Genomic DNA, 14,165 nt, shown 5'->3' with positions numbered 1-14,165 from the left:
GGCTATTTCAACGAATGCTGGTTTTTTGAATGCATAACGACAAAGATCTCTCCACGTGGCAAACCTTCCGCCGTCTCTGGCCGATGATTGCGCCCTTTAAAACAGGCCTGATCGTGGCGGGAGTAGCGTTAATCCTCAACGCAGCCAGCGATACTTTTATGCTATCGCTTCTCAAACCGTTACTGGACGACGGTTTTGGTAAAACGGATCGCTCAGTGCTGCTGTGGATGCCTCTGGTGGTTATCGGACTGATGATCTTACGCGGTATCACCAGCTACATCTCCAGCTACTGCATTTCCTGGGTATCCGGGAAAGTGGTGATGACCATGCGCCGTCGCCTGTTCAGCCACATGATGGGCATGCCGGTCTCGTTCTTTGACAAACAGTCTACCGGGACGCTGCTGTCGCGTATTACCTACGACTCCGAGCAGGTTGCCTCCTCGTCCTCAAGCGCACTGATCACCGTTGTGCGTGAGGGCGCGTCAATCATCGGCCTGTTCGTGATGATGTTCTATTACAGCTGGCAGCTGTCGCTCATCCTTATCGTTCTGGCGCCGGTAGTTTCTATTGCCATCCGCGTCGTCTCAAAGCGCTTCCGCAATATTAGTAAGAATATGCAGAACACGATGGGGCAGGTGACCACTAGCGCGGAACAGATGCTGAAAGGGCATAAGGAAGTGTTGATATTCGGCGGTCAGGAAGTCGAAACAAAACGCTTTGATAAAGTCAGCAACAAAATGCGTCTTCAGGGGATGAAAATGGTCTCAGCCTCTTCCATCTCTGACCCGATTATTCAGCTGATTGCGTCACTGGCGCTGGCATTCGTCCTGTATGCGGCAAGCTTCCCAAGCGTCATGGAGACGCTGACGGCGGGTACCATCACCGTGGTCTTCTCCTCAATGATCGCCCTGATGCGTCCGCTGAAATCCCTGACAAACGTCAATGCCCAGTTCCAGCGTGGGATGGCGGCCTGTCAGACCCTGTTCAGCATTCTGGATTCCGAGCAGGAAAAAGATGAAGGTAAGCGCGTCATTGAGCGTGCAAACGGCGACGTTGAGTTTCGCAATGTGACCTTTACCTACCCTGGCCGCGAAACACCGGCCCTGCGTAATATCAACCTGTCCATTCCTGCGGGTAAAACCGTGGCGCTGGTAGGCCGTTCCGGCTCGGGTAAATCGACCATTGCCAGTCTGATCACCCGTTTTTACGATATTAACGAAGGTGAGATCCTGTTAGACGGGCATGACTTACGGGAGTATACCCTTCAGTCGCTGCGTAACCAGGTTGCTCTGGTTTCTCAGAACGTGCATCTGTTTAACGATACGGTCGCCAATAACATCGCTTACGCGCGCACTGATGAGTACAGCCGCGAGCAGATTGAGAACGCCGCGCGTATGGCCTACGCAATGGACTTTATCAATAAGATGGATAACGGCCTGGATACGATAATCGGTGAGAACGGGGTACTTCTTTCTGGCGGTCAGCGTCAGCGTATCGCCATTGCGCGTGCGCTCTTGCGCGATAGCCCGATTCTGATTCTGGACGAAGCGACCTCTGCGCTGGATACGGAATCAGAACGTGCTATTCAGTCTGCGCTGGATGAGCTGCAAAAGAACCGTACCTCGCTGGTGATTGCACACCGTCTGTCGACTATCGAGCAGGCTGACGAAATCGTCGTGGTTGAGGACGGTATCATTGTTGAACGCGGAAGCCATGCTGACCTGCTGGAGCACCGCGGCGTTTACGCCCAGCTTCATAAGATGCAGTTTGGCGAATGATTGCACGCATTTGGTCCGGTGAGAACCCGCTGTGGCTGCTGCTTTTGCCGCTATCCTGGCTATACGGCCTGGTAAGCGGCATTATCCGTCTGCTTTACCGTCTGGGGCTGAAGCGTGCCTGGCGCGCGCCGGTGCCGGTTGTGGTTGTCGGTAATCTTACGGCAGGGGGCAACGGTAAAACGCCGGTGGTGATCTGGCTGGTGGAGCAATTGCAAAAACGCGGCATCCGCCCAGGGGTGGTATCGCGCGGATATGGTGGCAAAGCGGCGCGTTATCCGCTGCTGCTGTCGGCGGAAACCACGACCGCAGAAGCGGGTGATGAGCCAGTATTGATTTTCCAGCGTACCGGCGCGCCAGTTGCGGTCTCCCCGGTGCGCAGCGACGCCGTGCAGGCCCTGCTTGCTAAACACGCGGCACAAATCATCATCACTGACGACGGCCTGCAGCATTACGCTCTGGCGCGTGATAAAGAGATTGTAGTTATCGACGGCGTTCGTCGTTTCGGCAACGGCTGGTGGCTGCCCGCTGGCCCCATGCGTGAACGTGCTTCGCGACTGAAGTCCGTTGATGCGGTGATTGTGAACGGTGGAGAGGCAAAATCGGGTGAAATCCCCATGCACCTGCAGCCGGGTCCTGCGATTAACCTGCTGACGGGGGAACGCCGGTCGGTTGCTGAGCTGCCTTCACCGGTGGCGATGGCGGGTATTGGTCATCCGCCACGCTTCTTCGCGACGCTGGAACAGTGTGGTGCCCGTCTGGAAAAGCGCGTTCCGCTGGCCGACCATCAGGCGCTGGTGGAAGGGGAGGTTGACGCCCTGACTTTGCCCGGACAGTCGCTGATCATGACCGAAAAAGATGCGGTAAAATGCCGTGCCTTTGCGAAAGATAACTGGTGGTATCTGCCGGTTGACGCTGAACTCAGCGGCGAGCAGCCGGAACACTTGCTCCAGGAACTGATTGCGTTGGTGCAGTAAAGGCTTACGCGGTTCCGGTGGCGCTTAGACTGACAGGAAAACGCATGTCATTACCGCAACTCTCGCTTTCAGCCGCACGTCATTTACACCTTGCCGCGCAGGGGCTGCTCAAAAAGCCCCGCCGCCGCGCACAGCCTGCCGATATTCTCTCTACCGTCCAGCGCATGTCGCTGCTTCAAATTGACACCATTAACATTGTGGCCCGTAGCCCTTACCTGGTCCTGTTTAGTCGACTGGGGAATTATCCTTTGCAGTGGCTGGATGAAGCGCTAAGCAAGGGGGAGTTAATGGAGTACTGGGCGCACGAAGCCTGTTTTCTGCCCCGCAGCGATTTTGCCCTGGTTCGTCACCGCATGCTCGCGCCGGAAAAGATGGGCTGGAAATACCGACAGGCGTGGATGCAGGAGCATGCGGCTGAAATTGAGCAGCTCATCGCGCATATTCAGGAAAACGGTCCCGTCCGCTCTGCCGATTTTGAACACCCGCGCAAGGGCACCAGCGGCTGGTGGGAGTGGAAGCCGCACAAACGTCATCTCGAAGGGCTGTTCACCTCAGGTAAAGTCATGGTGATTGAGCGGCGTAATTTTCAGCGCGTCTACGACCTGACGCATCGCGTGATGCCGCACTGGGACGACGAGCGTGACCTGCTTACCCAGGAGACTGCCGAGGCCATCATGCTGGAGAACAGCGCCCGCAGCCTGGGGATTTTCCGCCCCCAATGGCTGGCAGACTATTACCGCCTTCGCCAGCCCGCGCTGAAACCGCTGCTGGACATCTGGCAACGTGAACAGCGCATCATCCCCGTCACGGTGGAAACGCTGGGCGAAATGTGGCTGCATGCGGATCTCCTCCCGCTGCTGCCTCTGGCCCTGGAGGGGAAACTTCAGGCAACCCACAGTGCGGTGCTGTCGCCTTTCGACCCGGTCGTCTGGGACAGAAAACGCGCCGAGCAGCTGTTCGATTTTAGCTACCGGCTGGAATGTTATACCCCGGCTCCAAAGCGCCAGTACGGCTATTTTGTTTTACCGCTGCTGCACAAGGGGCAACTGGTCGGGCGTATGGATGCCAAAATGCACCGCAAGACCGGAACGCTTGAAATCATTGCGCTTTATCTGCAAGAAGGCGTCAGGGTGACGGCGAGCCTGGAAAAAGGGTTAACGTCCGCCATTAGCGAATTCGCGTGCTGGCAGGGTGCCCGCGACGTGACGCTGGGCCGGGTACCTGATGGATTGTTTACATCCTGTCGAAGTGGCTGGGAAACAGGCACGCCCTGAAAAGGGAATGTGTTAAGCTTTAGCGATTACCCATACGGAGGAACTATGGATCACCGTTTACTTGAAATTATTGCCTGCCCGGTATGCAACGGCAAACTCTACTACAGCCAGGACAAACAGGAGCTGATCTGCAAGCTGGACAGCCTGGCTTTCCCGCTGCGTGACGGCATTCCGGTACTGCTGGAAAATGAAGCCCGCTCCCTGGTAGCAGAAGAGAGCAAACCATGAGTTTTGTTGTCATTATCCCTGCGCGTTATGCCTCAACGCGTCTGCCGGGTAAACCGCTGGTGGATATCAACGGCAAGCCGATGATTGTGCATGTTCTTGAACGCGCGCGTGAATCCGGTGCCGATCGCGTGATTGTTGCTACCGACCATCCTGACGTCGCCCGTGCGGTTGAGGCAGCAGGCGGTGAGGTATGCATGACCCGCGCCGATCACCAGTCCGGCACCGAACGTCTGGCGGAAGTGGTTGAGAAATGTGGTTTCAGTGATGATACGGTCATCGTAAACGTGCAGGGTGACGAGCCGATGATCCCCGCTGTCATTATCCGTCAGGTGGCCGAAAACCTGGCCCAGCGTCAGGTCGGAATGGCCACGCTGGCGGTACCCATTCACCACGCTGAAGAGGCATTCAATCCGAATGCGGTGAAGGTCGTCATGGATGCGGAAGGCTATGCGCTCTATTTCTCCCGAGCTACGATTCCGTGGGATCGCGATCGCTTTGCGCTTTCTAAAGAGACCATCGGTGATACCTTCCTGCGTCATATTGGGATCTACGGCTATCGCGCCGGCTTTATTCGCCGCTATGTGGCCTGGGCGCCGAGCCCGCTGGAGCATATCGAAATGCTGGAGCAGCTTCGCGTGCTCTGGTACGGCGAGAAAATTCACGTTGCCGTTGCTGAGGAAGTTCCCGGCACGGGCGTAGACACCCCTGAAGATCTTGAGCGCGTTCGAGCCGAATTGCGTTAATCTTACCGGCATCTCTCCGCAGTGAGGGATGCACTCTCCACTTTATTTTTCACTTTCTTTTTCCTGATTGATCTCTTCCGGGTGACATCTTCATTAAGGACGCTCATTATAAAAGCAGTAGTCTTAATGGGGGTAATCTCATATGGAACAGCTGCGTGCCGAACTTAGCCATCTGCTGGGTGAGAAATTAAGCCGGGTAGAATGCGTGAGTGAAAAGGCCGATACCGCGCTTTGGTCATTGTATGACAGTCAGGGCAACCCAATGCCGCTGATGGCCAGAAGTTTCACCTCGCCGGGAGTAGCCAGGCAGCTTGCATGGAAAATGTCGATGCTGGCGCGGGAGGGGACCGTCCGTATGCCGACGGTGTACGGCGTGATGACCCACGAGGAACACCCCGGCCCGGACGTGCTGCTGATTGAGCGTTTACGCGGTGTGTCCGTTGAAGCGCCTGCGCGCACGCCGGAACGCTGGGAGCAGTTAAAAGACCAGATTGTCGAGGCGCTGCTGGCCTGGCACCGTCAGGATAGCCGCGGGCTTGTTGGTCCGGTCGACAGCACTCAGGAAAACCTGTGGCCGCAGTGGTACCGCCAGCGGGTGGAAGTGCTCTGGGGGACGCTTAACCAGTTCAACAATACCGGTTTAACCATGCAGGACAAACGCATTCTGTTTCGCACCCGCGAGTGCCTACCGGCACTGTTCGACGGTTTTAATGACAACTGCGTTTTGATCCACGGTAATTTCACCCTGCGCAGCATGCTCAAAGATGCCCGCAGCGATCAGCTTCTGGCGATGCTCGGGCCGGGGATCATGCTCTGGGCTCCGCGCGAATATGAGCTCTTCAGGCTCAGCGACAGCGGGGCGGCGGAAGGTTTACTGTGGCATTACCTTCAGCGCGCCCCTGTTGCGGAAGCATTTCTCTGGCGGCGCTGGCTCTACCTGCTCTGGGACGAAGTCGCGCAGCTGGTGAACACCGGACGTTTTAATCGCGCAAACTTCGATCTGGCAACAAAATCACTGTTGCCCTGGCTCGCCTGACGATCCTTTCAGCCACTGCCAGAGGCGTCCAAGCGTCTCATAGCCGACGCGGTCGCTATGCATCAGCCACGCCGGGGAGGGGATAGCCCGCTCCCACGGGTTGAGCGGCGCGTCGACGGCCATCTGGTTTGCCGGCGCGGGAAGCGGGTGCAGGCCTTGCTTCTCAAAGAAAATCATCGCGCGCGGCAGGTGTGAGGCGGAGGTCACCAGTAAGAACGGGGCATCGCCAATTGCCTGCTTCACAGCGGCAGCCTCTTCTTCGGTATCTTTTGGGCTGTCGAGAGTGATTATTGAAGAACGCGGTACGCCGAGCGATTCCGCGACCCTGGCGCCCGCTTCAGCCGTGCTCACCGGGTTCGTTTTGGCCGCCGCGCCGGTGAAGATCATTCTTGATCCCGGATTCGCCAGCCAGAGGCGAATACCTTCGTTCAGCCGCGGCAGGCTGTTGTTGATCAGGTTTGAACTGGGGGCCCAGTCAGGATCCCAGGTATATCCGCCGCCCAGCACCACGATGTACGCCACTTTCTGCTTTCCCTGCCATGTCGGGTACTTGTTTTCGATGGGGCGTAGCAGACCATCTGCGACCGGTTGCAGGCTTAGCAGCAGCAAGACTAACCAGCCGAGCGTGATAAGCGTTTTGCCACTTTTCTGAAAGCGACTGAACCACACCAGCGCCAGCCCCAGCGCGATGATGATGAGCAGCAGCGGAAGGGGAAGCATCATCCCTCCAATGTATTTCTTAAGGGTAAAAAGCATCCTTTTTGGTTCCTTTTTTGACCATATAGCAGGTGATTACCCGTGATATTACACCAGAGAGGTTCATTCTCCGCGCGGGTGTGACAAAATAGCGGTTTTGCAGTTAGCGAGTGGAACTCTCCCAATGCGGGATCGCAATTTTGATGACATCGCGGAAAAGTTTTCGCGCAACATTTATGGCACCACGAAAGGGCAGCTCCGTCAGACGATCCTCTGGCAGGATCTGGACACCATTCTGGCTACGTTCGGTGGTCAAACGTTGCGCGTGCTGGACGCCGGTGGCGGTGAAGGCCAGACGGCCATAAAAATGGCTGAACGCGGTCATCACGTCACGCTTTGCGATCTTTCTGCTGAAATGGTCGCCCGGGCGACGCGTGCGGCAGAAGAGAAAGGTGTGAGCGACAACATGCATTTCATACAATGCGCCGCTCAGGATATCGCACAGCATTTGGAAACCCAGGTTGATCTGATATTGTTTCATGCGGTGCTGGAGTGGGTTGCCGATCCGCAAAGCGTGTTACAAACCCTGTGGTCGATGTTGCGCCCGGGCGGCACGCTGTCGCTGATGTTCTACAATGCTAACGGCTTTCTGATGCACAACATGGTTGCAGGAAACTTCGACTATGTTCAGGTCGGGATGCCCAAAAAGAAAAAGCGCACGCTTTCCCCGGACTATCCGCGCGATCCACAGCAGGTTTATGGCTGGCTGGAAGCGATTGGCTGGCAGATAGTCGGGAAGACGGGCGTCAGGGTGTTTCATGATTATCTGCGTGAAAAACACAAACAGCGTGACTGTTTTGACACCTTAACAGAATTAGAAACGCGGTATTGCCGTCAGGAGCCTTTTATCAGCCTTGGCCGCTATATTCACGTCACCGCGCACAAGCCGCAGATGCAAGGATAACCTATGAGTGAATTTTCCCAGACAGTCCCCGAACTGGTTGCCTGGGCCAGGAAAAACGATTTCTCCATCTCGCTGCCGGTAGATAGACTCTCTTTCCTGCTGGCGGTTGCCACGCTGAACGGTGAACGGCTGGATGGTGAAATGAGCGAGGGTGAACTGGTGGATGCGTTCCGCCATGTCAGTGATGCGTTTGAGCAAACCAGCGAAACCATTAGCGTGCGTGCCAACAACGCAATCAACGATATGGTGCGTCAACGTCTGCTGAACCGCTTTACCAGCGAGCAGGCGGAAGGAAACGCCATCTATCGTCTGACGCCACTGGGCATCGGCATCACCGATTATTATATCCGCCAGCGTGAATTTTCCACGCTGCGTCTTTCCATGCAGCTCTCGATCGTGGCGGGTGAGCTTAAGCGCGCCGCCGACGCGGCGGATGAAAACGGTGACGAATTCCACTGGCACCGTAACGTCTACGCGCCGCTGAAATATTCGGTGGCCGAGATTTTCGACAGTATCGATCTCACCCAGCGCCTGATGGACGAGCAGCAGCAGCAGGTGAAAGACGATATCGCACAGCTGCTGAATAAAGACTGGCGAGCGGCCATCTCCAGCTGTGAACTTCTGCTGTCAGAAACTTCCGGCACGCTGCGTGAGCTCCAGGATACGCTGGAAGCCGCAGGGGATAAGCTTCAGGCGAACCTTCTACGCATCCAGGATGCGACCCTGGCGCACGACGATCTGCACTTTATTGACCGTCTGGTGTTCGACCTGCAGAGCAAACTCGACCGTATTATCAGCTGGGGCCAGCAGTCGATCGACCTGTGGATCGGCTATGACCGACACGTGCATAAATTTATCCGTACCGCGATCGATATGGATAAAAACCGCGTCTTTGCTCAGCGTCTGCGTCAGTCGGTACAGACCTATTTCGATGCGCCGTGGGCATTGACCTACGCCAATGCCGATCGTCTGCTGGATATGCGTGACGAAGAGATGGCGCTGCGCGATGAAGAGGTGACCGGTGAACTGCCGCCGGATCTGGAATACGAAGAATTTAACGAAATTCGCGAGCAGCTTGCGGCGATGATCGAAGAACAGCTCGCGGTCTACAAAACCAGACAAGCTCCGCTGGATCTTGGACTCGTGGTGCGCGACTATCTGGCGCAATATCCTCGTGCGCGCCACTTCGACGTTGCCCGCATTGTGGTAGACCAGGCGGTGCGCCTGGGTATCGCGCAAGCAGATTTCACCGGACTGCCGCCGAAGTGGCAGCCAATTAACGATTACGGAGCCAAGGTACAGGCGCATGTCATTGACAAATATTGAACAAGTGATGCCGGTTAAGCTGGCACAGGCGCTGGCGAATCCGTTATTTCCGGCGCTGGACAGCCAGCTGCGTGCCGGTCGTCACATTGGCTTAGACGAGCTGGATAATCACGCCTTTTTGATGGACTTTCAGGAGTACCTGGAAGAGTTTTACGCGCGCTACAACGTGGAGCTTATCCGCGCGCCGGAAGGTTTTTTCTACCTGCGCCCGCGCTCCACGACGCTGATTCCGCGTTCCGTGCTTTCCGAGCTGGATATGATGGTCGGCAAAATTCTTTGCTACCTCTACCTCAGCCCGGAACGTCTGGCGAATGAAGGGATCTTCACCCAGCAGGAACTTTACGACGAGCTGTTGACGCTGGCAGATGAGAGCAAGCTGCTCAAGCTGGTGAACAACCGTTCCACGGGTTCGGATCTTGACCGTCAGAAATTACAGGAAAAGGTTCGCTCTTCCCTGAACCGTCTGCGTCGTCTGGGAATGGTCTGGTTTATGGGCCATGACAGCAGCAAATTCCGCATTACGGAATCTGTCTTCCGCTTCGGCGCCGACGTGCGTGCGGGCGATGACGCGCGTGAAGCGCAGCTTCGCATGATCCGCGACGGTGAAGCGATGCCGGTGGAAAACCATTTGCAGCTCAATGATGAGCATGAAGAGAATCTGCCGGATAGCGGGGAGGAAGAGTAATGATTGAACGCGGTAAATTTCGCTCACTGACGCTGATTAACTGGAACGGCTTCTTTGCCCGAACGTTCGATCTGGATGAGCTGGTCACGACGCTCTCCGGCGGTAACGGGGCGGGTAAATCCACCACCATGGCGGCCTTTGTCACGGCGCTGATCCCTGACCTGACGCTGCTTCACTTCCGTAACACCACCGAAGCGGGGGCAACAAGCGGCTCCCGTGATAAAGGTCTGCACGGTAAGCTGAAGGCCGGCGTCTGTTATTCGGTTCTGGACGTCATTAACTCCCGCCATCAGCGTGTAGTCGTGGGCGTGCGCCTGCAGCAGGTCGCCGGCCGCGACCGTAAAGTGGATATCAAGCCGTTTGCGATTCAGGGCTTGCCGACCTCCGTGCAGCCGACGGCGCTGCTGACGGAAACTCTGAACGAACGCCAGGCGCGCGTGCTAACGCTGCAGGAGCTGAAAGATAAGCTCGAAGCGATCGAAGGCGTGCAGTTCAAGCAGTTCAACTCGATTACCGACTACCACTCGCTCATGTTCGATCTGGGCGTGGTGGCGCGTCGTCTGCGCACGGCATCAGACCGAAGCAAATACTATCGCCTGATTGAAGCGTCTCTGTACGGCGGTATCTCCAGCGCGATTACCCGCTCCCTGCGCGACTACCTGCTGCCGGAAAACAGCGGGGTGCGTAAGGCCTTCCAGGATATGGAAGCGGCGCTGCGTGAAAACCGTATGACGCTGGAAGCGATTCGCGTTACCCAGTCCGATCGTGACCTGTTTAAACACCTGATCAGCGAAGCCACCAACTACGTGGCGGCGGACTACATGCGCCACGCCAACGAGCGCCGCGTCCACCTCGATCAGGCATTAGAATACCGTCGCGAGCTGTTTACCTCCCGTAAACAGCTGGTGGCCGAGCAGTACAAGCACGTCGAAATGGCGCGCGAACTCGGTGAGCACAACGGTGCCGAGGGCGACCTGGAAGCCGACTACCAGGCCGCCAGCGATCACCTGAACCTGGTGCAAACCGCGCTGCGTCAGCAGGAAAAAATCGAGCGCTATGAAGCGGACCTCGACGAGCTGCAGATCCGTCTCGAAGAGCAAAATGAAGTGGTGGCCGAAGCCGCCGACATGCAGGAAGAGAACGAAGCCCGCGCCGAAGCCGCCGAGCTGGAAGTGGATGAGCTGAAAAGCCAGCTTGCCGATTACCAGCAGGCGCTGGACGTGCAGCAGACGCGCGCGATTCAGTACACCCAGGCACTGCAGGCATTGCAGCGCGCGAAAGAGCTGTGCCATCTGCCTGACCTGACGCCGGAAAGCGCCGACGAGTGGCTGGATACCTTCCAGGCCAAAGAGCAGGAAGCCACCGAAAAACTGCTGTCCCTCGAACAGAAAATGAGCGTCGCGCAAACGGCGCACAGCCAGTTTGAGCAGGCTTATCAGCTAGTCGTTGCGATTAACGGCCCGCTGGCGCGTAGCGAAGCCTGGGACGTTGCCCGTGAGCTGCTGCGCGACGGCGTGAACCAGCGCCATCTGGCCGAGCAGGTTCAGCCGCTGCGTATGCGTCTGAACGAGCTGGAGCAGCGCCTGCGCGAGCAGCAGGAAGCCGAGCGTCTGCTGGCGGAATTCTGCAAGCGTCAGGGAAAAAATTACGATTTCGACGAGCTTGAGGCCCTGCATCAGGAGCTGGAAGCGCGTATCGCTGCGCTTTCAGACACGGTCTCCAGCGCCAGCGAACAGCGTATGACTCTGCGTCAGGAGCTGGAGCAGCTTCAGTCCCGTTCGAAGACGCTTCTGGAGCGGGCGCCGGTCTGGCTGGCGGCTCAAAGCAGCCTGAACCAGCTCAGCGAACAGTGCGGCGAGCAGTTCGAATCCAGCCAGGAAGTGACAGAATACCTGCAGCAGCTGCTGGAGCGCGAGCGCGAAGCTATTGTTGAGCGTGATGAAGTGGGCGCGCGCAAGCGTGACGTCGACGAAGAAATTGAGCGCTTAAGCCAGCCGGGCGGGTCAGAAGATCCGCGCCTGAATGCACTCGCCGAGCGTTTTGGCGGCGTGCTGCTGTCCGAGATTTATGATGATGTAGGTCTTGATGATGCCCCGTACTTCTCCGCGCTGTACGGTCCATCCCGCAACGCGATAGTGGTCCCGGATCTGTCGCTGATTTCTGAGCAGCTTGCCGGACTGGAAGATTGTCCGGAAGATCTCTACCTGATCGAAGGGGATCCGCAGTCGTTCGATGACAGCGTATTCAGCGTCGACGAGCTGGAAAAAGCGGTGGTGGTGAAAATCGCCGACCGTCAGTGGCGCTATTCCCGCTTCCCTGAGCTGCCGCTGTTTGGCCGCGCCGCGCGCGAAAGCCGCATCGAAAGCCTGCACGCCGAGCGTGAAACGCTGTCTGAACGTTTTGCGACCCTGTCGTTTGACGTGCAGAAAACCCAGCGCCTGCATCAGGCGTTTAGCCGCTTTATCGGCAGCCATCTGGCCGTGGCCTTTGAAGCTGACCCGGAAGCGGAAATCCGCAAGCTCAATACCCGTCGCGGCGAGCTGGAGCGGGCGATTGCCAGCCATGAAAGCGACAACCAGCAGAGCCGCGTCCAGTTCGAGCAGGCGAAAGAGGGCGTCGCGGCCCTTAACCGTATTCTGCCGCGCCTGAATCTGCTGGCGGATGACACGCTGGCCGATCGCGTGGACGAGATCCAGGAGCGTCTGGATGAAGCGCAGGAAGCCGCGCGCTTCGTGCAGCAGCACGGCAATCAGCTGGCGAAGCTCGAGCCGGTAGTCTCTGTCCTGCAGAGCGACCCGGAGCAGTTTGAGCAGTTAAAAGAAGATTATGCCTGGTCACAGCAGGTGCAGCGCGAGGCGCGTCAGCAGGCGTTTGCCCTGACGGAGGTGGTGCAGCGTCGCGCCCACTTCGGCTACTCCGATTCGGCGGAAATGCTGAGCGGTAACAGTGACCTGAACGAAAAGCTGCGTCAGCGTCTTGAGCAGGCTGAAGCGGAACGTACTCGCGCCCGCGAAGCAATGCGCAGCCACTCCGCTCAGCTGAACCAGTACAACCAGGTGCTGGCCTCGCTGAAAAGCTCCTTCGACACCAAGAAAGAGCTGTTAAACGATCTGCAGAAAGAGCTTCAGGACATCGGCGTTCGTGCCGACAGCGGGGCAGAAGAGCGTGCGCGTATCCGTCGTGACGAACTGCATTCGCAGCTCAGCAATAACCGTGCGCGTCGTAATCAGCTGGAAAAAGCGCTGACCTTCTGCGAAGCCGAAATGGATAACCTGACCCGTCGCCTGCGCAAGCTGGAACGCGATTATCACGAAATGCGTGAGCAGGTCGTGACCGCCAAGGCGGGCTGGTGCGCGGTGATGCGCATGGTGAAAGATAATAACGTTGAGCGTCGTCTGCACCGTCGTGAGCTGGCATATCTCTCCGCCGATGAGCTGCGTTCCATGTCGGATAAGGCGTTGGGTGCCCTGCGTCTGGCGGTGGCGGATAACGAACACCTGCGCGATGTCCTGCGCATGTCAGAGGATCCGAAACGTCCTGAACGTAAAATCCAGTTCTTCGTGGCGGTTTACCAGCACCTGCGCGAGCGTATTCGCCAGGACATCATCCGTACTGACGATCCGGTCGAAGCCATCGAACAGATGGAAATCGAGCTGGGCCGTCTGACGGAAGAGCTGACCTCCCGCGAGCAGAAGCTGGCAATCAGCTCCCGCAGCGTGGCGAACATTATTCGTAAAACCATTCAGCGCGAGCAGAACCGTATCCGCCAGCTCAACCAGGGGCTGCAGAGCGTGTCGTTTGGTCAGGTGAACAGCGTGCGCCTCAACGTTAACGTGCGTGAAGCGCATGCCACCCTGCTGGAAGTGCTTTCTGAGCAGCACGAGCAGCATCAGGATCTGTTTAACAGTAACCGTCTGACCTTCTCCGAAGCGCTGGCGAAGCTCTATCAGCGCCTGAACCCGCAGATTGATATGGGGCAGCGTACGCCGCAAACCATCGGTGAAGAGCTGCTGGACTACCGTAACTATCTGGAAATGGAAGTTGAGGTAAACCGTGGCTCAGACGGCTGGCTGCGTGCGGAATCCGGAGCGCTCTCTACCGGTGAAGCGATCGGTACCGGTATGTCAATTCTGGTGATGGTGGTACAGAGCTGGGAAGACGAAGCGCGCCGCCTGCGCGGCAAAGACATCTCCCCATGCCGACTGCTGTTCCTTGATGAGGCTGCGCGTCTTGATGCGCGCTCCATTGCCACGCTTTTTGAGCTTTGCGAACGTCTCGATATGCAGCTCATCATTGCGGCACCTGAGAACATCAGTCCCGAAAAAGGGACAACCTACAAGCTGGTGCGTAAAGTGTTCCAGAACAGCGAACACGTTCACGTTGTTGGGCTGCGTGGCTTTGCGCCGCAGCCGCCAGAATCATTGCCTGAAACCACGGCGGACGCTTCCTGAAGCGTCTTCT

The 14,165-nt window shown here is 57.3% G+C and carries 11 protein-coding genes; 10 read left to right on the top strand and 1 reads right to left on the bottom strand.

All coding sequences use genetic code 11. The annotated features are described in order from the left end of the window. The first annotated feature begins 29 nt into the window (after positions 1-29). The 6 genes from msbA (at position 30) to AC4IBF_RS14390 (ending at position 6,033) form a co-directional block, all read left to right on the top strand. Complete coding sequence (gene msbA, locus AC4IBF_RS14415; protein WP_111964565.1) at positions 30-1,778, top strand: lipid A ABC transporter ATP-binding protein/permease MsbA; 1,749 nt, start codon at positions 30-32, stop codon at positions 1,776-1,778. Next, positions 1,775-2,752, top strand: a complete 978-nt coding sequence (gene lpxK, locus AC4IBF_RS14410) for a tetraacyldisaccharide 4'-kinase (protein ID WP_491462926.1) — start codon at positions 1,775-1,777, stop codon at positions 2,750-2,752. The genes msbA and lpxK overlap by 4 nt, the downstream gene beginning before the upstream one ends. A 44-nt stretch (positions 2,753-2,796) precedes the next feature. Next, entirely contained in the window at positions 2,797-4,026 is a 1,230-nt protein-coding gene (locus AC4IBF_RS14405) for a winged helix-turn-helix domain-containing protein (protein WP_133294101.1), read from the top strand. 45 nt (positions 4,027-4,071) lie between these two features. Further along, entirely contained in the window at positions 4,072-4,254 is a 183-nt protein-coding gene (gene ycaR / locus AC4IBF_RS14400; RefSeq protein ID WP_006174474.1) for a protein YcaR, read from the top strand. Continuing rightward, a complete protein-coding gene (gene kdsB / locus AC4IBF_RS14395) occupies positions 4,251-4,997 on the top strand; it encodes a 3-deoxy-manno-octulosonate cytidylyltransferase (protein ID WP_008499959.1) in 747 nt (248 codons plus the stop codon). The genes ycaR and kdsB overlap by 4 nt, the downstream gene beginning before the upstream one ends. Before the next feature lie 142 nt (positions 4,998-5,139). After that, on the top strand, positions 5,140-6,033 hold the full coding sequence (locus tag AC4IBF_RS14390) for a YcbJ family phosphotransferase (RefSeq protein WP_111964561.1): 894 nt from the start codon (positions 5,140-5,142) through the stop codon (positions 6,031-6,033). Here the strand turns inward: AC4IBF_RS14390 and elyC are convergent. Further along, a complete protein-coding gene (elyC, locus tag AC4IBF_RS14385; protein WP_063408037.1) occupies positions 6,010-6,789 on the bottom strand; it encodes an envelope biogenesis factor ElyC in 780 nt (259 codons plus the stop codon). The two genes, AC4IBF_RS14390 and elyC, sit on opposite strands and share 24 nt — an antisense overlap. 124 nt (positions 6,790-6,913) lie before the next feature. Between elyC and cmoM the strand changes: the two genes are divergently transcribed. The 4 genes from cmoM to mukB are packed head-to-tail and all read left to right on the top strand — an operon-like array spanning position 6,914 to position 14,155. Beyond that, positions 6,914-7,693 (top strand): tRNA uridine 5-oxyacetic acid(34) methyltransferase CmoM, encoded by a 780-nt coding sequence (gene cmoM, locus AC4IBF_RS14380; RefSeq protein WP_023311004.1) that lies wholly within the window; start codon positions 6,914-6,916, stop codon positions 7,691-7,693. Positions 7,694-7,696: 3 nt separating this feature from the next. Next, positions 7,697-9,019: a chromosome partition protein MukF gene (gene mukF, locus AC4IBF_RS14375; RefSeq protein WP_041910621.1), complete on the top strand. Its 1,323-nt coding sequence runs from the start codon at positions 7,697-7,699 to the stop codon at positions 9,017-9,019. After that, on the top strand, positions 9,000-9,704 hold the full coding sequence (gene mukE, locus AC4IBF_RS14370; protein ID WP_008499954.1) for a chromosome partition protein MukE: 705 nt from the start codon (positions 9,000-9,002) through the stop codon (positions 9,702-9,704). The genes mukF and mukE overlap by 20 nt, the downstream gene beginning before the upstream one ends. After that, a complete protein-coding gene (gene mukB, locus AC4IBF_RS14365; RefSeq protein WP_248173311.1) occupies positions 9,704-14,155 on the top strand; it encodes a chromosome partition protein MukB in 4,452 nt (1,483 codons plus the stop codon). The genes mukE and mukB overlap by 1 nt, the downstream gene beginning before the upstream one ends. The last annotated feature ends 10 nt before the right edge of the window (positions 14,156-14,165 follow it).

It is taken from the genome of Enterobacter sp. Taxon_8 (assembly GCF_058354585.1).
Note: the sequence above shows the minus strand (reverse complement) of the source record. Positions and strands in the feature narration are given on the sequence as shown.

Bases quoted from the DNA above. Each gene is read 5' to 3' on its own strand.
- msbA (WP_111964565.1), top strand. From the start codon at position 30: ATGCATAACGACAAAGATCTCTCCACGTGGCAAACCTTCCGCCGTCTC.
- AC4IBF_RS14390 (WP_111964561.1), top strand. From the start codon at position 5,140: ATGGAACAGCTGCGTGCCGAACTTAGCCATCTGCTGGGTGAGAAATTA.
- cmoM (WP_023311004.1), top strand. From the start codon at position 6,914: ATGCGGGATCGCAATTTTGATGACATCGCGGAAAAGTTTTCGCGCAAC.
- kdsB (WP_008499959.1), top strand. From the start codon at position 4,251: ATGAGTTTTGTTGTCATTATCCCTGCGCGTTATGCCTCAACGCGTCTG.
- mukF (WP_041910621.1), top strand. From the start codon at position 7,697: ATGAGTGAATTTTCCCAGACAGTCCCCGAACTGGTTGCCTGGGCCAGG.
- AC4IBF_RS14405 (WP_133294101.1), top strand. From the start codon at position 2,797: ATGTCATTACCGCAACTCTCGCTTTCAGCCGCACGTCATTTACACCTT.
- lpxK (WP_491462926.1), top strand. From the start codon at position 1,775: ATGATTGCACGCATTTGGTCCGGTGAGAACCCGCTGTGGCTGCTGCTT.
- mukE (WP_008499954.1), top strand. From the start codon at position 9,000: ATGTCATTGACAAATATTGAACAAGTGATGCCGGTTAAGCTGGCACAG.
- elyC (WP_063408037.1), bottom strand. From the start codon at position 6,789: ATGCTTTTTACCCTTAAGAAATACATTGGAGGGATGATGCTTCCCCTT.
- mukB (WP_248173311.1), top strand. From the start codon at position 9,704: ATGATTGAACGCGGTAAATTTCGCTCACTGACGCTGATTAACTGGAAC.
- ycaR (WP_006174474.1), top strand. From the start codon at position 4,072: ATGGATCACCGTTTACTTGAAATTATTGCCTGCCCGGTATGCAACGGC.